This window comes from Stenotrophomonas sp. YJH_SMC_43 (genome assembly GCF_059372535.1).
In genome coordinates, this window is the sequence record NZ_JCAFVQ010000002.1 from 708099 (window position 1) to 726100 (window position 18002).

At 63.3% G+C, this 18002-nt stretch carries 13 protein-coding genes and 3 tRNA genes; 14 read left to right on the forward strand and 2 right to left on the reverse strand.

Going from position 1 to position 18002, the window contains the following annotated elements; genetic code table 11:
• Positions 1-92: 92 nt before the first annotated feature.
• The 11 genes from grxD (at position 93) to AC5QAH_RS09620 (ending at position 14395) form a co-directional block, all read left to right on the forward strand.
• Positions 93-413, forward strand: a complete 321-nt coding sequence (gene grxD, locus AC5QAH_RS09570; protein ID WP_241873834.1) for a Grx4 family monothiol glutaredoxin — start codon at positions 93-95, stop codon at positions 411-413.
• Positions 410-1186, forward strand: a complete 777-nt coding sequence (locus AC5QAH_RS09575; protein WP_010486100.1) for an SDR family NAD(P)-dependent oxidoreductase — start codon at positions 410-412, stop codon at positions 1184-1186. Before grxD ends, AC5QAH_RS09575 begins: the two co-directional genes overlap by 4 nt.
• A gap of 232 nt (positions 1187-1418) precedes the next feature.
• Complete coding sequence (locus AC5QAH_RS09580) at positions 1419-4667, forward strand: TonB-dependent receptor (protein WP_019337158.1); 3249 nt, start codon at positions 1419-1421, stop codon at positions 4665-4667.
• A gap of 252 nt (positions 4668-4919) precedes the next feature.
• Positions 4920-6308, forward strand: coding sequence for a nucleotide 5'-monophosphate nucleosidase PpnN (ppnN, locus tag AC5QAH_RS09585; RefSeq protein WP_010486098.1), 1389 nt, complete (start codon positions 4920-4922; stop codon positions 6306-6308).
• Between the two features lie 161 nt (positions 6309-6469).
• Positions 6470-6985 carry a GspH/FimT family pseudopilin gene (locus tag AC5QAH_RS09590; protein ID WP_495232278.1) on the forward strand — a complete coding sequence of 172 codons (516 nt, stop codon included), beginning with the start codon at positions 6470-6472 and terminating at the stop codon, positions 6983-6985.
• On the forward strand, positions 6982-7452 hold the full coding sequence (pilV, locus tag AC5QAH_RS09595; protein ID WP_043400479.1) for a type IV pilus modification protein PilV: 471 nt from the start codon (positions 6982-6984) through the stop codon (positions 7450-7452). Before AC5QAH_RS09590 ends, pilV begins: the two co-directional genes overlap by 4 nt.
• 8 nt (positions 7453-7460) lie before the next feature.
• The gene (locus tag AC5QAH_RS09600) at positions 7461-8633 is read left to right on the forward strand and encodes a PilW family protein (RefSeq protein ID WP_308822315.1); all 1173 of its coding nucleotides are present in this window, start codon (positions 7461-7463) and stop codon (positions 8631-8633) included.
• A gap of 7 nt (positions 8634-8640) precedes the next feature.
• Positions 8641-9132: a pilus assembly PilX family protein gene (locus AC5QAH_RS09605; protein ID WP_043400485.1), complete on the forward strand. Its 492-nt coding sequence runs from the start codon at positions 8641-8643 to the stop codon at positions 9130-9132.
• Positions 9129-13808, forward strand: coding sequence for a pilus assembly protein (locus AC5QAH_RS09610; RefSeq protein WP_100051432.1), 4680 nt, complete (start codon positions 9129-9131; stop codon positions 13806-13808). The genes AC5QAH_RS09605 and AC5QAH_RS09610 overlap by 4 nt, the downstream gene beginning before the upstream one ends.
• Positions 13809-13831: 23 nt before the next feature.
• The gene (locus AC5QAH_RS09615; protein WP_043400488.1) at positions 13832-14245 is read left to right on the forward strand and encodes a type IV pilin protein; all 414 of its coding nucleotides are present in this window, start codon (positions 13832-13834) and stop codon (positions 14243-14245) included.
• Positions 14246-14318: 73 nt separating this feature from the next.
• A tRNA-Asn gene (locus tag AC5QAH_RS09620) sits at positions 14319-14395 on the forward strand.
• Between the two features lie 60 nt (positions 14396-14455).
• On the opposite strand, the gene AC5QAH_RS09625 is transcribed toward AC5QAH_RS09620, so the two are convergent.
• Positions 14456-14980, reverse strand: a complete 525-nt coding sequence (locus AC5QAH_RS09625) for a GspH/FimT family pseudopilin (RefSeq protein WP_010486091.1) — start codon at positions 14978-14980, stop codon at positions 14456-14458.
• A gap of 128 nt (positions 14981-15108) precedes the next feature.
• Here AC5QAH_RS09625 and uvrB point away from each other — a divergent pair, with 128 nt between their 5' ends.
• The 3 genes from uvrB to AC5QAH_RS09640 all read left to right on the forward strand — a co-directional run bounded on the left by uvrB (position 15109) and on the right by AC5QAH_RS09640 (position 17488).
• Positions 15109-17133 carry an excinuclease ABC subunit UvrB gene (uvrB, locus tag AC5QAH_RS09630; RefSeq protein ID WP_019337166.1) on the forward strand — a complete coding sequence of 675 codons (2025 nt, stop codon included), beginning with the start codon at positions 15109-15111 and terminating at the stop codon, positions 17131-17133.
• A gap of 107 nt (positions 17134-17240) precedes the next feature.
• Positions 17241-17315: transfer RNA gene (locus tag AC5QAH_RS09635), tRNA-Val, on the forward strand.
• A gap of 98 nt (positions 17316-17413) precedes the next feature.
• Positions 17414-17488, forward strand: a tRNA-Val gene (locus AC5QAH_RS09640).
• Positions 17489-17584: 96 nt separating this feature from the next.
• Here the strand turns inward: AC5QAH_RS09640 and AC5QAH_RS09645 are convergent.
• Positions 17585-17917: a hypothetical protein gene (locus AC5QAH_RS09645; RefSeq protein WP_019337167.1), complete on the reverse strand. Its 333-nt coding sequence runs from the start codon at positions 17915-17917 to the stop codon at positions 17585-17587.
• Between the last annotated feature and the right edge of the window lie 85 nt (positions 17918-18002).

Genomic DNA, 18002 nt, shown 5'->3' on the forward strand with positions numbered 1-18002 from the left:
CAGCCGGTTCCATCCGCTTACAATGGCGGCTACCGTGGGCAGTCTAGCCGACCATCACGGTCGGTTTGTCCGGCGAAGCAAGGAGTGTGGTTGTGGCGGTAATGCAGCAAATCCAGGCCGAGGTCGATCGTTACCCGCTCGTGCTGTTCATGAAGGGCACCCCGCAATACCCGATGTGCGGCTTCTCCAGCCGCGCCGTACAGGCGTTGATGGCGGCCGGCGCAGTCATCCTGCGCACCGTCAACGTGCTGGAAGAGCCCGAGATCCGCGCCAACCTGCCGCGTTTTTCCAACCTGCCGACTTTCCCGCAGCTGTTCATCAACGGTGAGTTGATTGGCGGCTGTGACATCGTGCTGGAGCTGTTCGAAGCCGGCGAGCTCAAGCGCATCGTCGAAGAGGCGACCCAGGGATGAGTGCCTGGCCATCGACGTCACCGACCGACGGGGCGCTCGATGGCCGCCCGTTGCAGGATCGCGTGGTGCTGGTCGCCGGTGCCGGTGGCGGGTTGGGTTGTGCGGCGGCAGTGGCTGCTGCGGCCGCCGGGGCCACCGTGGTTCTGCTGGGCCGCAAGCCTCGCCGCCTGGACCGTGTCTACGCCCAGGTGCAGGCGGTCGGCCCGGAGCCGCTGCTGTATCCGCTGGACCTGGAAGGCGCGGGCCCCGACGACTATGCCGAGCTGGCCCAGGCCCTGCAGCGCGAGCTGGGGCGCCTGGATGGCCTGCTGGTCTGTGCCGCTCACTTCCCGGGCCTGACCCCGTTTGAGCTGGCAGACCCAGCGAGTTTCGCCCGCGCGGTGCACGTCACCCTGACTGCGCCCGCCTGGCTGGCCCAGGCCTGCCTGCCGCTGCTGCGGCAGCGCGAAGATGCGGCGCTGGTGTTTGCGGTCGATGCCCCCGAGCGGGTCGGTCAGGCCTACTGGGGCGGTTACGGTGTGGCCCAGCACGGCCTGCGTGGCCTGATCGCCAGCCTGCACGACGAGCTCGGCCGCAGCCCGGTAAGGGTGAGTGGCCTGTACCCCGGCCCGCTGCGCACGGCCTTGCGGGCCCGGGCCTATTCCGTAGACCAGGACCCGGCCGCGCAAGGCCCGGAGGCCGCCGCCGCCGCGGCCGTGACCCTGTTGTCCGGTGCTGGCGCTACCTGGCGCGGCCAGATTCTCGATGCCAGCGAGGCGCCCCCCGGCGAGTAGATCCCGGGGAAAGGCGGAGTGAAGAACCCGTCACGATTGCGTTGCGATCCGGTGCCGTTTGTCGCACAACCGTCACATTGATGGCGTAGCGTGTTAATCTAGTGTTAACCGTTGTGGCTTCCTTCAGCCAAGCGGTAGGGAACCCCAGATAAATGTCCGACCAGCCACCCGCAGGGCTGTTTGGATGCGCTTTTTTTCCGCCATCGCCAACTCGCATCGAGGCTACCGAAAAATGACCCACCCACTCCGGATGTCCAAGCTCACCCTTGGTCTCGTGGCTGCGCTCGCCGCCGCTCCCGCCTTCGCCCAGAGCACCTCTGCCGGTGTCGGCGGCCAGGTGATGTCCGCCGCAGGCCAGCCTGTTGCTGGTGCTGAAGTCACCATCACCCACACCGAGTCGGGCACCGTTTCGCGTGCCACCACCGATGCGTCGGGTCGCTACAACGCGCGCGGCCTGCGCGTGGGTGGCCCGTACACCATCACCATCACCAAGTCCGGTGAAGGCACCAAGACCGAAGAAGGTGTCTACCTGAACCTGAACCAGGTCAACACGGTCAATGCCAACCTGGGCGGTGACCTGGCTGCCACCAACCTGGACGCCGTGAACGTTGTCGCCACCGCCGGCGGCCTGGACCTGTTCAGCGCCACCAAGATGGGTACCGGCACCAACGTGACCCGCGAAACGATGGACGCGCTGCCGTCGGCCAACCGCAACATCCAGGACTACATCCGCCTGGACCCGCGCATCTCGCAGGTCAGCAAGGCTGACGGTGCGATCTCGGCCGGTGGCCAGAACACCCGTTACAACGCCATCCGCATCGACGGCATCAGTGCCTCCGACCCGTTCGGCCTGGGCTCCAACAACCTGCCGACCGAGCGTCAGCCGGTGTCGATGGACGCCATCCAGGAAATCAACATCGACCTGGCCAACTACGACACCACCATCGCCGGTGGCACCGGTGCGGTGATCAACGCCGTGACCAAGTCGGGTACCAACGAATTCCACGGCACCGTGTACGGTTCGTACCGCGACAAGGACATGGTCCGCTCGCGCCTGGAAGGTGATCGTACGGACTTCAACGGCTTCAAGGACGAGAAGACCTACGGCATGACCTTCGGCGGCCCGATCGTCAAGGACAAGCTGTTCTTCTTCACCAACTACGAAAAGTATGAGCGCAGCGGCGGCGGCGTCAGCCTGAGCGAAAGCCCGTACAACAAGGATCCGGCGAAGGGTGGCATCAGCGACGCCGACATCTCGGCCGTGCAGAAGCGCATGGCGGAACTGGGTCATCCGGTCGGTAGCGTCAGCGACCTGAACAACAAGACCGAGATCGAAGAGTACGCGGTCAAGCTGGACTGGAACATCAACGAGAACCATCGTGCAGCCCTGCGCTACAACAAGATGAAGCAGGACGTCGTCCGCTTCCCGCAGGTCAGCAGCAGCGCGCTGTCGCTGAGCGACTTCTGGTACACCCAGCCGACCGAATACGAAACCTGGATGGGTGAACTGTTCAGCGACTGGTCCGAGAACTTCTCGACCGAGTTCAAGGTTTCGCACAAGGACTACTCGTCCAACCGCGTCGCGGCTTCGCATCTGCCGCAGATGCGCGTCCGCTTCGGCAGCAATTCGCTGTACCTGGGTACCGAGCAGAATACCCACACCAACCTGGTCGAGTCGAAGGAGCTGAGTGCCTTCGGTGCCGGTACCTGGTACGTCGGTGACCACACCATCAAGTTCGGTTTCGATTACACCGACAACGACCTGATGAACTTCTACGGCCGCAACCTGTACGGCGCGTATGACTTCCGTGACCTGGCCTCGTTCCTGAAGGGCACCGCGAACGGCTACCAGCTGCGCGTTCCGCGTCCGGGCGGCAGCCTGGATGACATTCCGGCCAAGTTCCACCTGAAGAACACCGGTCTGTTCATCCAGGACACCTGGGCGATCAACTACAACCTGAGCCTGATGTTCGGCGTCCGCGTGGACATCCCGGATTTCACCAGCCAGACCAAGTACAACGCGGACATCCAGTCCCGTTACGGCTATGACAACACCAAGCTGGTGGACAAGAGCCTGATCCAGCCGCGCGTTGGCTTCAACTACACCTTCGACAGCGATCGCCCGACCCAGCTGCGCGGCGGCGTGGGCCTGTTCGGCGGTGCTGCCCCGAACGTGTGGCTGGCAGGTGCGTACCAGAACACCGGCCTGAACTACGTTGAGTACAACGTCAGCGGCAACCCGGGCGGCTTCAGCGTCGATGCCGACAATCCGTTCATCCCGGATCCGTCGAAGATCATCGCGCGCCAGAACGTCGACATCATCAACCCGGGCACCCGCCTGCCGTCGGTGTGGAAGGCCAACCTGGCGTTCGATCACGAGCTGCCGTGGTACGGCATCGTGGCGTCGGCCGAACTGCTGTTCACCAAGGTCAAGGATGGCCTGTACTTCGAGCGTCTGGACCTGACCGATGGCAAGGGCAATGGCCCGACCTACGTGTCCGCACAGGACGGTCGTGAGATCTACTGGAACGACAAGGGCCTGAACCAGGCCAACAGCAAGATCGACAACCGCACCGGTGACAATCTGGGCATGGAGAACGGCACCAATGGCGTGCTGAACCGCAACTACCGCCCGAACAACATCGGCGACGTGCTGCTCCTGCGCAACACCAACAAGGGCCGTGGCAGCCAGGCGACCTTCTCGCTGGCCAAGCCGCTGACCGAGAACTGGGGCTGGTCGCTGGGTTACACCTACACCCAGTCGAAGGAAGTGAGTCCGCTGACCAGCTCGCAGAACACCTCGAACTGGAACAACACCCAGATCCTGAACGCCAACGAGAACATCGCGTACAACTCGCGCTATGCGATCAAGGACCGTATCACCGGTACTCTGGAGTGGAAGCACAACTTCTTCGGTGACAACGCCACCCGCGTCGGCCTGTTCTATGAAGGCCGTTCGGGCCGTCCGTACAGCTACGTGTTCTACAACGATGCCAACGGCGACAGCGCAATCGGCAACGACCTGTTCTACGTGCCGAAGGGCCCGGGTGACGTGCTGTTCGTTGGCGGCGTGGACATGGAGAAGAAGTTCTTCGACTGGCTGGCGCAGAACCCGGAACTCGATGCCTATCGTGGCAGCACGGTGCCGGCCAACCAGCACCGCGCCAAGTGGGTCAACAGCTTCGATGTCCGCATCAGCCAGGAGTTCCCGGGCTTCGCGAAGACCCACAAGGGTGAGATCGCGCTGGACATCATGAATGTCGGCAACCTGCTCAACAAGAAGTGGGGCCTGATCGACGACTACGGCTTCTACGCCACCCGTCGCGTGGGCAACTTCGCGGGTATCGATCCGGCCACCGGCAAGTACGTGTACTCGTTCACCGGTGCGGACGATTCCTCGGTCCAGGAAAACAACAACGACAAGGGCAACACCGCCGTGTCGCGCTGGTCGATGCAGCTGACCGTGAAGTACAAGTTCTGATCCATCAGAGCTTGAAGCAGTAAGTGAAAACGGCCGGGGAAACCCGGCCGTTTTCCGTTCAGGCGAAAGTCCTTGCAGGTCACTTGGCATCGGCGTAGCATCCAGAAATGTGCGCGGTGCCAACGCCGCCGATGCGGTCCCGGAAAGGCGAACGCGGGAAGCACACATCCAACGGTCGGGCTTCCCGGCCGTTTTGCTTTTTAAGGGGGCGGCAGTACAGTCGGAAACCTTGAAGGAAGCGAAAAATTGGACATGACCACGAACGAAAAATCAGCCCGTGCACTGCCGGTGCAGGACGCGCGGATCTACCCGCGCGGTGGGCTGGATGTGCTGTCGCGGGCCGAAGTGGCCCGGCTGCGCGATGCGTCTGCCGGCGGCATGCACGAGCTGCTGCGCCGCTGCGCACTGGCCGTGCTGACCAGCGGCAGTGCTTCTGACGATCCGCGCGCGGCGCGCGATCTGTATCCCGATTTCGACATCCAGGTGGCGCAGCAGGATCGCGGCGTGCGCATCGACCTGGTCAATGCACCGGCGATGGCTTTCGTCGACGGCGAGATCATCCGCGGCGTCGCCGAACTGTTGTTCGCGGTGGTGCGTGACCTGGCCTACATGGCCATCGAGATGGGCCCGGCCTACGCGGCCGAGCTGGAGTCGTCCGAGGGCATCACCAATGCGGTGTTCGGCCTGCTGCGCAACGCGCGCATCCTGAACCCGGGTGACCCGAATCTGGTCGTCTGCTGGGGCGGCCACTCGATCTCGCGCGACGAGTACCTGTACACCAAGCAGGTGGGCTATGAGCTGGGCCTGCGCGGCCTGGACATCTGCACCGGCTGCGGTCCGGGCGCGATGAAGGGCCCGATGAAGGGCGCCACCATTGCCCATGCCAAGCAGCGCCGTACCGTGACGCGTTACATCGGCCTGACCGAGCCGGGCATCATCGCGGCCGAGTCGCCGAATCCGATCGTCAACCACCTGGTGATCATGCCGGACATCGAGAAGCGCCTGGAGGCCTTCGTCCGCATCGGCCACGGCATCATCGTGTTCGCCGGTGGTGTCGGCACCGCCGAGGAAATCCTGTACCTGCTCGGCATCCTGCTGCGCGAGGAAAACAAGGACCTGCCGTTCCCGCTGATCCTGACCGGCCCGACGGTGGCGGCGCCGTACTTCGAGCAGATCGACCGGTTCATCCGCCTGACCCTGGGTGATGCGGCCGCCGAGCGCTACGAGATCGTCATCGGCGACCCGGTGGCGGTGGCAAAGAAAATGGCCAACGGCATCAAGCGCGTGCGCGAGCACCGCCTGGCGCAGAAGGACTCGTTCTTCTTCAACTGGTCGATCGAGATTCCGTGGGAGTACCAGCAGCCGTTCGTGCCGACCCACGAGGCGATGGCCGCGCTGGACCTGCACCACGGGCGTGCCCCGCACGCGCTGGCGGCCGACCTGCGCCGGGCGTTCTCGGGCATCGTGGCCGGCAACGTGAAGGAAGACGGCATGCGCCGCATCGAGCAGTTCGGGCCGTTCCAGATCCATGGCGACCCGGACATGATGCAGGCCCTGGACGCGCTGCTGCGTGCCTTCGTCGAACAGCGCCGGATGAAGATCTCCGGCGAATACCAGCCCTGCTATCAGGTGCTGGCCTGAGTCTGCGCCGGCGCGATGGGGATCGCGCCGGTACAGGCAGGGGAGGGCGGGTCGTCAAGGCCTTGACGCCCGTCGCCCCGGAATGACCGTTCATCCTGCCGCCGCTTGCCGGTGGCAGGGCGATGGCCCATCGTGGCCATCAACACGCTGGGGAGCGTCCAATGTCTTTGCGCCGGCAAAACGGCTTTACGCTGGTTGAGTTGATGGTCACAGTTGCCGTCCTGGCGATCCTGAGCACCATCGCGTATCCCAGCTTCCAAAGTACGATCCGCTCAAATCGTGTGGCCACGACGACCAACGAACTGATCGCGTCGCTGGCACTTGCCCGTTCCGAGGCAATAAAGAACACGCGTGGCGGGGCTGTATGCGCATCCACAGCGGGCAAAGAATGTGATGGCAGCAGCTGGGCCGACGGCTGGATGGTCTGGGAGGATCGCAACGGGAACGGGTCGCTTGATTCCGGTGAGAACGTGCTGCGCTACAGCGAAGGTCGCCCAACGATGAAGTCCGCAGCCGAAACGTTGACCATCGGCTTCGATGGCCGTGGCCGCAATCGCGCCAACGCGGAAGTGGATGTGACACTGCGCCCTGAAAAGTGTGGCGACCAGCCCCTGCAGCGAACGCTGCGCATATCGCCTACGGGACAGGTGAGGCTGTTGAAGGAGAGTTGCTCATGAGAAAGATCGGCTTCCAGCCGCACCGTACGGCGCAGGGCGGTTTCACCCTGATCGAGGTCATGATCGCGATCCTGGTGATGGGTATCGGCCTGCTGGGCTTCGCGCTGCTGCAGACGATGAATGTGCGGTTCGTCCAGAGCGCGAACTACCGCACCCAGGCCACCAACCTGGGGTACGAACTGCTTGATCAGATCCGGGCTAACCGGATCAACGCGCTCAGCTATGCCGGTACCTATGCTGCTACCACCGGCAAGGGTGACTGCGCGCCGTCCATTGGCAAGGATATCGGCAAGGATGACTTCACCCGCGACTGGCGCTGCCGCCTGGGCCGCGCACTGGGTGACTCGGCATCCGGAACGGTAACCGTCAATGACGGCCGGGTACGGGTGTCGGTCAGTTGGGGCGATGAGCGTTGGAATCCCGATTCGAAGGCTGACACCACCTTTGCTGCGGAGAGCCTGCTGTGATGACCAGAATGCGCTCCCGCCAAACGATGAGTGGCCTGTCGCTGATCGAGTTGATGATCGCCCTGACCATCGGCCTGATCATCATGCTGGGCGTGGTCCAGGTGTTCGCCGCTTCACGCACGGCCTACCAGCTGTCTGAAGGGCTGGCGCGGGTCCAGGAGAACAGCCGTTTCGCGATGGATTCCCTGCAACGCGAACTGCGCATGGCGGGACACTTCGGCTGCGTGAACGATCAGGCGCATGATCCGCAGGGCACCTTGGCAACCACCTTCGCTGCGGGAGGCCACCCCGCGCTGGACTTTGCGCGGTCGATCCAGGGCTACGAAGCAACGAATACCAAGCCGGGCGACGCGGTGACGTTGGCGGCAACGCCGTCAACGGGGGGCGACAAGTACTCCCCGGCGTTGCCGAGTGAGTTCGCCGCGGCCATCAAGAACCGGGTCGACGGCAGCGATATCGTCGCTCTGCGCTATCTGGTGCCCACCGGTGTGCCGGTCACGGCGGTAGCCGGTACGGTTGCCCAGCCGGTTTTCAGCTTTGATCCCAAACGTCTTGCCGTGCTTGATAGCGGAGTTACCGACCCGGGGCTGTTCGGTGTGGCCGACTGCATTTCCGCCACGGTCTTCCAGGCTCGTGCGATCGATGCAAAGGCCGGCACCGTGACGGTGGGCACCGCACCCAACAACGACGTGGCCATCGCCCGCAACTACCAGCCCGGCCAGGCGGTGCTGTATCGCGCCGAGACGTCGATCCTGTACGTGGGCTACGACGCTACGACCAAGCAATCGTCGCTGTATCGCCTTCGATTCACCGCCAAGCCCGGTGCTGCCTTGGTCGCGGGACCAGCAGAGGCGCTGGTCGAGGGCGTGGAGAACATGCAATTGCTGTATGGCCAGGATCACGGTCTGAGCACGGTGTCGCCGACCGGCTACATTGATCGCCAGGGTACCGCGACCGATGTTCAGGCCTCCATCGTGCCGGCCTCGCGTGGCTGGCAGCGCGTGGGCACGGTGCAACTGGGGCTGGTGGTGTCCAGTCCAGACCCGGCCGCATCTGTCCAGGCCAGTTCAAGTACGCCGCTGACCGCGCTCGGCGTGACCTACACCGCGCCTTCTGACGGCCGCATGCGCGCCGCCTACCAGAGCACGATCGCTCTGCGCAATCGCCTGTATGGCAACTGAGGCCACCATGCGTACCCATCCCGCCCGCCGCCATTCTCTGCATTCACCGCGTTCCCAGCGCGGCGCGGTGCTGTACGTCGTGCTGATCATGCTGGTGCTGATGGCCCTGCTGGGCATCGCCGGCATGCAGGTCACAAGCATGCAGGAACGGATGGCTGCCAACTATCTGCGCAGCAACGTTGCCTTCCAGAACGCTGAGGCCGACGCCCGGCAGACCGAAAAATCCATCGAGAAGGCGCTGGCTGACGGGGGCATCTTCAAGGCCAGCCAGGAGGAATGCAGTCCCTCCTACGATCCGCAGACGTGGGCCGATGGTCTCAGTGAGACCAAGTCCACCTATACGCGTCGCATCGACAAGTGCTTTGCAGCGTCCAGCCGGCGCACCGGCGGCCGACAGAACGAAGAAACCGGGAACATCTACCAGGTCACGGCGCTTGCCAGTGACGATCCCTCCAATGCGTCCGCCAGTGCGGTCATCGATACGATCTTCATCCCATGAACAGCGAGCGCCGTTTCCTTCGACTTCGTTCCTCCACCTGGCTGCGGGCCGGTGTGGGTGTTGCTGCGCTTGCCGGCCTTGCCGCGTTGATCATTCCGCTGCAGGCTGCGCTTGGTGACTACGACATCGCGCAGGAGCCGCTGTACAGCAAGCAGAGCCAGCCGCCATTGATGATGATGGTGATGTCGCGTGACGAGCAGCTGTTCAACAAGGCCTACAGCGATTACAGCGACCTGGACGGGGACGGGGTGCTGGACACCACCTACCAGGACAAGTTCGATTACTCAGGCTACTTCGATTACAACCTCTGTTACTCGTACAACAGCGGTGTCTTCAAGGCCAGTGCAGAGGCAAAGGGCGCCAACAAGCACAGCTGCAGCGGCGCGTGGTCGGGCAACTTCCTCAACTGGGTGACGATGAGTCGCCTGGATGTGATGCGCTACGTGCTGTACGGCGGCCAGCGCTTCACCGATACGAAGGAAAAGACGGTGTTGGAGCGGGCGCCGATCCCCAGCGATCTGCATGCGTGGGTCAAGGTCTACAGTGGATCGGATCTTCGCGAGTTCGCCAACCTTGCTGGAAGCGGGACAACCTTCAGCTTCTGCAGTGTGACCCGTTCTGCAACCGGGGCGCCGCTGATGCGCGTGGCCGAAGGTGCACTGGGCGAGTGGGCCTCGACAGCCAGCAACCAGTGCGATACCGGACGAGCCAGCAACGCCGATGGCTACGCGGACATTCCCCGCTCAGCCACGGACTACACCGTGCGCGTGGAAGTGTGTGATGCCAGCTCAACGGTGCGTGAGAGTTTCTGCCGGAAATACAACGATGGCATCACCGACCGTTTCAAGCCGGCCGGGCTGCTGCAGACCTACGGTGAGAGCGGGCGATTGCGCTTTGGGCTCGTGACGGGAACCTACGCCAATCCGCGGGATGGTGGTGTCCTGCGGCGGAACATCGGCAAGATCGCGGGCAACGGGACGAAGTTCTGCGGCGTGGGTGATGAAATCGACCTGTCTACGGGGCAGTTCTGCTACCTGAATCTGACGGGAAACGCCAAGGCCGACGATGAGGGCGTGATCAACGCGATTTCAAGCTTCCGTCTGGACAACTGGAACTGGTCCAACAACTGGAATGACTGCAACACCTACGGCATTCTCAATCGCCAGGACCAGAAGGGAAATGGCAATCTGACCGATCCGGGGACCGGAGGCCAGAAGTGCAGTGCCTGGGGCAATCCATTGGCGGAAATGTATGCGGAGGCGCTGCGCTACATCACTGCGGGTTCCAAGGTCTATAGTGACAGCGGAGATCTCAGTGGGCTGCCAACCAATATCAGCTGGAAGGATCCCTACCGCCTGCCCGCAGAAGGTGGCAACTCTTATTGTGCGACCTGCAATATCCTGGTGCTATCGTCGGGCCTGCCGTCCTTTGACAGCGACAACGTCGGTTCCGTGACCGGCCTTGCGTCTGCGGTGTCCGCGACGGATGCAGTCGGCACGGCCGAAGGAATCGCTGGCAAGAGCTACATGATCGGTCGCGTGGGTGATACACCGCGCGGTGCTTCGCTTGATACCCACAGTGATATCTGCCAGGGCCAGACAATCGGTAGCCTCAGCAAGGCGCGCGGCATCTGCCCGGACATTCCCTCCATGGAAGGCAGCTTCCTGATGGCGGGGCTGGCCAAGGCGGCCGCGGAGACCGATCTGCGTCCCAACGTGCAGAACAAGCCAAGCACGTACAAGGTCACCGCCACCACCTACGCCGTTGCCATGGCGGAAAATCTCCCGCAGTTCGAAATTGCGGTGGGCAACAGTAAGATCGGACTGGCCCCGCTCTGCCAGGCGAACAACACCGGCGGCGCAACGGCAACAAGTGCTGGCTGGCGCAGCTGCTTCCTGGGCTCGGTCGGCATTGGCACCAAGCAGGCCAACGACACTGGCGGGAAGCTGGTCTATGGCCGTCCCTACCGGACAGATGCGAAGTCCGGCAGCTTCTCGCTGGTGTGGGAAGACTCGCTGTGGGGCAATGACCATGACAACGACGTCGTTGCCATGCTGAGCTACTGCGTGGGCGCCGCGTGCAACGATACCGGCACCTTCAACAACATCTGCTGGCGTGCTGATGCGAAAGTGAGCAACAGTGCCGCGGGCAATACGCGACTGTGCGACTACACAACTGCAAACAAAGGGGTGGATTGGATCGGCACGACTTTGGCCGGCAAGGTCGAGGAGGATGAAGTGCTCATCCGGATCGAGAACCTGTCGGCGTACGCTGGCAACGCAATGCTGACGGGCTACACGATCACAGGGTCAAATGCCTCCAGCACCGTGCAACGTCTGGCGCTGCGTCCGGGCAATAGCAATGGCTCCGTGCTGACCAGCACAAACAACTTCCCGAGCAACTGGCAGAGGCCGGTAGTCATCAAGTACAAGGCCTCTACCACTGCGGCGGGCCAGCTGCAGAGCCCGCTGTGGTATGCCGCCAAGTACGGTGTCCCGGCCGGTAAGAAGTGGGACAGCAAGAAGCCAGGGGTGCCGGATAACTACTTCCTGGCACGCAATCCGACCAAACTGAAGGAGGCGCTGGAGGCGATCTTCAACAGCGCAGCGGAAGGTGATGCGCCGGTCGGCGGTAGCGGCAGTGGCGCGCGCATTTCGACCAACTCGTTCACCGTATCGTCCCATTACAGCGTGCCCTCTGGCACTGTGGACTGGACCGGTGATGTCATTGCCACCCAGGTCGACGGCCAGGGTGCGGACGGAGCCGTGCTGTGGAAGGCGTCCAGCAACATCGGCAGTGCCACGCGCCGCATCTACATGGCGACGTCCCCGACCAAGACCGCGTCCGATGGCACGGTGACCCCGGTCAATGCGAACGAGTTCCTGGCCACCAATCTGCCGGGCAATGATGAGCGGGCGAAGCTGTCGGCATTGGGATTCAGTGACTCGATTCCTGCATGGTTCGCGAATCAGACCTCGACCACCCTGGTCAACTATCTGCGCGGCGCGGCGGTGAGCGGGCTCCGTTCGCGTACTTCGCCGTTGGGTGACATCGTCAATTCCACCACCGAGATCGTCTCCAAAACGGATGACTTCGGCTATGCAGGCTGGGCGAGGCAGTCGACAGTCAAGTGGAAGGCGACGCTGGGCACGTCTTATGACGTCTTCCTGAAAGCGAAGCGCGCGACATCGGGGCCGCCGACGATGATCTATGTTGGCGCCAATGACGGCATGGTGCATGGTTTCAACGGTTCGAATGGAGCATCCGGCGGTACCGAAGAACTGGCCTTCATTCCGTCAGCTGCCATGCAGCACATTGCCGAGCTGGCCAACCCCAAGTATGGGCATCGCTACTACGTGGATGGCCCACTGACGTCGTCCGACGTCTACTACGGGGATGCCTGGAACACGGTGCTGGTGGGCACCACGGGTGGTGGTGGTTCCAGCAAGGCGCCCAATGCGACGAGCGTAGGCAATGGCTCCGTGTTCGCGCTGAATGTCAGCGATCCGACCGCGTTCGGTGCATCGAGTGTGTTGTGGGAAGTCTCGGGGAAGACAGAGTCGGATCTCGGGTTTGTGCTGGGCAAGCCGGCTGTGGTGGCGGTAAAGGGCGCCGATGCCAACGCTTCGCCACGCTTCGTTGCGATCTTCGGCAATGGCGTCAACTCCACCAGCGGCAAGGCAGCGCTGTTCGTGGTTGATATCCAGACCGGCAAGGTGCTCAAGCGGCTTTCGCCGGTAGGTGCCAAGTACGCGGCACGCAATGGCCTGATCAACATCGCCACGGTGGCGTTGAAGAACAATGATGGCATCACCGACACTGTGTATGGCGGTGACATGCAGGGCAATATCTGGAAGTTCGATCTTTCCAGCACCGATCCGACCGATTGGAACATCGCCCTGTCTGGAACGCCGCTGTTCACCGCTACGCGCAATAACAGCCCGCAGCCGATCATGAGCGGCATCGAGATCAGCACGGGTCCGGGCGGCGGCATCAGTCTGTTCTTCGGTACCGGCCAGTATTTCGCCGCCGATGACAATGCGGTGAGCAGCACCTCGCCAGTGCAGTCGCTGTATGGCATCTGGGATAACCTTGCCAGTGCGGTTGGCACGCGCGACAACCTGGTACAGCAGGTGATCACTACCGGCACATCGGCCAGCGGCTATCAATTGCGTGATGTCACCCGCAATGCGGTGAACTACGGTTCGGCCCGCGGCTGGTATGTGGACCTGCAGGCTGGATCGGCAGTCGAAGGCGAACGCTTCGTCGGCAACCCCCGTGTGCAGAACGGCATCGTGTTCTTCACGTCCTATGTGCCAGGTACCGCCATCTGCGGCAGCGGCGGTGGCGTGAACTGGCTGTACGGTCTCAATCTGCTGACCGGTGGTGGCCAGATGTCCGGCTTGAGCCCAACCATCGGCGGAGAAGCGCTGTGCACCGGCAACTGCGGTGGTGTCGCCCTGACCAAGAAAGGTGACCTCAGCCAAGGGCCGCCAGTGAAGGACACCAACATCTTTGTGCCCAAGCTTACGCCCTGCAAGCCTGGCGACACGGGGTGCACGGTCGACAAGATGCTGCAGGCCAGCCAGTGTACGTTCGTGCTGCGTGCGGCCGGCGCTGATCCGCTTTACATGCCACGGCCCTGTGGGCGGCAATCGTGGCGGCAGATCCGTTGATGAATCCGATATCGAGGTTGCCCATGCATCTGTACAGCAGGCGTCGAACCACCGCCGGCTTCACCCTGATCGAGCTGATGATCACCGTGGCCGTGGTCGCCATTCTTGCTGCCATCGCGTTGCCTTCGTACCAGGCCTATGTGCGCAAGGCCAATCGTGCCCAGGCCAAGGCCGATCTGGTCGAGCTGGCGCAGATGCTGGAGCGGCGGCATACCGTGGAGAACACCTACGCGGGCATGACGCTGCCGTTCTCGCAATCGCCACGGGACGGTGCCGCCAGATACACGCTTTCCTACGTGGGAACGCCGAATGGCACCTCCTTTACCCTCCAGGCGGCACCGACCGAGATCCAGAAGAAGGACGACTGCGGCACACTGACCCTAGACCAGGCCGGACGAAAGACGCCGAATGCCAGCAAGGGGCCCGGATGCTGGTGAAGGGCGGGCCGTTTCGCCACATCGCATAAAAGGCTTGCACTCCCCTGCGAACGCTGGCTAAAATGCGCACCCCGCCCGAATAGCTCAGCCGGTTAGAGCACTTGACTGTTAATCAGGGGGTCGTTGGTTCGAGTCCAACTTCGGGCGCCAGATTCGAAAAAGCCGCGAGAAATCGCGGTTTTTTTCGTTTCCGCGATGGCATTTCAGTTTTCAGCAGGGGATCGGCCTGCTCGGGCGCTGGCTCCTGACCCGCCCGGGGACGCTGATGATGACGCGGCTGTGCTCCTGTCCATTCATGCACAGCACGATGGACTGGTTGGTGCCGGCATTGCGGCCGTCGGGCCGGAACCGGATGTCGGGCCGATGATCGCTGGTGCGCAGGTCGACATGACGCCGGCGTGCCCTGTGCACGCGGAGTTCCCTTGCGGCGCCGGTCGCGCTGTTGGCCGGTTCGACCTGCACCCGCCAGCCCTGGCTCCATGCCTGGTCACATCTCATGCCGTCCGACGAACCGCAGACCGTCACACGGCGGCGTTCGGTGATGGCGGCGTTGCGTGCCATCGACAGGCTGGCGACCAGTTCGGCGCGCAGCGTTTCCGCCTGGAAGTGCCGCAGCGTGCGTTGCCAGGGGCCCCACGCCAAAGCCAGCAGGACCGACAGCACCATGACAGCGATCAGCAGCTCGATCAGATGGAGGCCGCGGTGGAGCCGGGCAGGGCGAAGATGAAGGGACATGCCTCCAGCCTCGTTCCGTGCTCGCGCATTCACCATCGGCCAACGCCGCGGCTGCCTGCCCGGAAACCCCTCAGCTGGCCGTCACCGCTTGCCCCGTATACTCACCCTTCCCGGGAACTGGCAACACCATGAGCGACCGTTTTGAACTCGTCTCGCCGTATTCGCCGGCGGGCGACCAGCCTGATGCCATCGCAAAGCTGACCAGCAACTTCGAAGCGGGCATCGCCAAGCAGACCCTGCTGGGCGTCACCGGTTCGGGCAAGACCTACACCATCGCCAACGTCATCCAGAACGTGCAGAAGCCGACGCTGATCATGGCGCCGAACAAGACGCTGGCGGCGCAGCTGTATGGCGAGTTCAAGGCATTCTTCCCGCACAACGCGGTGGAGTATTTCGTCAGCTATTACGACTACTACCAGCCGGAAGCCTACGTGCCGTCGTCGGACACCTTCATCGAGAAGGACAGTTCGATCAACGAGCACATCGAGCAGATGCGACTGGCGGCGACCAAGACCCTGCTGTCGCGCCCGGACGCGATCGTGGTGGCGACGGTATCGGCGATCTACGGCCTGGGCGCGCCGGAAGACTACCTGTCGTTGCGCCTGATCCTGTCCAAGGGCGAGCGCATCGACCAGCGCGACCTGATCAACCACCTCACCCAGCTGCAGTACACGCGCAACGAGTACGAGCTGCAGCGCGGTACGTTCCGCGTGCGTGGTGAAGTGATCGACGTGTTCCCAGCCGAGTCGGACAGCGAAGCGCTGCGTCTGGAACTGTTCGATGGCGAGGTCGAGAAGATCACCCTGTTCGACCCGCTCACCGGCGAGACGCTGCGCAACATGCAGCGCTTCACGGTCTACCCGAAGACCCACTACGCCACCACGCGCGAGCGTGTGCTGGCAGCGATCGAGACGATCAAGGTCGAGTTGAAGGAGCGGCTGGAGCAGCTGTACGCGCAGAACAAGCTGGTCGAAGCGCAGCGCCTGGCGCAGCGCACCCAGTTCGACCTGGAAATGATGGCCGAAGTCGGCTTCTGCAACGGCATCGAGAACTATTCCCGGCACCTGACCGGCAAGAATGCCGGCGAACCGCCGCCGACCCTGTTCGACTACCTGCCGGCCGACGCGCTGCTGGTGATCGACGAATCCCACGTGACCATTCCGCAGATCGGTGCCATGTTCAAGGGCGACCGTTCGCGCAAGGAGACGCTGGTCGAATTCGGGTTCCGGCTGCCCTCGGCGCTGGACAACCGGCCGCTGCGCTTCGAGGAGTGGGAGGAGCGCTGCCCGCGCAGCATCTATGTGTCGGCCACGCCGGGCCCCTACGAGTACCGCGAGGCCGGTGACGAGATCACCGAGCTGGTCGTACGTCCCACCGGCCTGATCGACCCGGTGGTGGAGATCCGCCCGGTGGGGACCCAGGTCGACGACCTGATGAGCGAAGCCAACGCGCGCATCAAGGCCGGTGACCGGGTGCTGGTCACGACGCTGACCAAGCGCATGGCCGAGAACCTCACCGAGTACCTGACCGAGCACGGGATACGCGTGCGCTACCTGCACTCGGACGTGGACACGGTCGAGCGTGTGGAGATCATCCGCGACCTGCGCCTGGGCAAGTTCGACGTGCTGGTGGGCATCAATCTGCTGCGCGAAGGCCTGGACATGCCGGAAGTGTCGCTGGTGGCGATCCTGGATGCCGACAAGGAGGGCTTCCTGCGCTCGACCGGCTCGCTGATCCAGACCATCGGCCGTGCCGCGCGCAACGTGCGCGGCAAGGCGATCCTGTATGCGGACAAGATCACCCGTTCGATGCAGGCCGCGATCGATGAGACCGACCGTCGTCGCGCCAAACAGGTCGAGTACAACGAGGAGCACGGCATCGTGCCGCGCTCGGTGGCGCGCCCGATCGTCGACGTGCTGGAAGGGGCGCGTTCGGACGCCGCCGAGAAGGAAGCAAAGAAGGGCAAGGGCAAAGGCAGGCCCGGCGTTGCCGAGGAGGGGAGTGACTATCGATCGCTCAGCCCGGCCCAGCTGGCGTCCCGTCTCAAGGCACTGGAACAGCAGATGTACCAGCACGCCAAGGACCTGGAATTCGAGGATGCCGCCCGCGTGCGTGACCAGATCCGGCAGCTGAAGGAAGCGAGTCTGGGCTGAACGCGGCAGTGCAGCATCTTCTTCACAAAAGTGTTGCGCTTCACGGCCGGCATCCGTAATATACGCGGCCTGCACCGACGCAATCGCGGACGTTCAGAAGCAAAAACGGGCGGTTAGCTCAGCGGTAGAGCACTACCTTGACATGGTAGGGGTCACAGGTTCGAACCCTGTACCGCCCACCACGAAGTCTCCGGAAGGAGGCTGTCGTGAACTGCAAAGCCCGGCCCTGGCGCCGGGTTTTTACGTAGCAAGGCCAGCTCTCGGGCGGCAAGAACAAGATGGGCGGTTAGCTCAGCGGTAGAGCACTACCTTGACATGGTAGGGGTCACAGGTTCGAACCCTGTACCGCCCACCACCTGGCTCCCGGCATTGCCGGTGCAGCGGTGGATCACGATGGAAGCCGGCCCTGGGCCGGCTTTTTTCGTTTGCGCCGGTGGGTTGCAACCAGCGATCAGCGTTGGGCCACCCATTCGTCGATGCTGATCATGCGCTGCAGCCGCCAGTGCCCGTCCACGCGTTCCCAGACCTGCGCGAATCGCGCCGAGCCGGCGTGCCGCTGTGGGGCGTCGGCCTGCAGCGGCTGATTGCCCACGCGCAGTACGCGATCCTGGCGCAGCCGGTACAGCTGCAGGGGGGCCGGGGCCGCTTTCCGATCCGGCATCGATGATGTTTCTGCCTGCCCAGCGTCGGCCTGCAGGATCTGGCTGCGCAGGGAAGGATCCCCTGCGTCGGTATCGCAACCGAACAGGCCAGCGCACAACAGCAGCAGGGCAAGCATCGGCATGGCACGGTGCTCCGGAGAAGGGAGTCCAGCGTGGCACTGCCCCCTGCGGTGTGAAACCGGTATGCGACGAAAGCCGGTAAAGCGC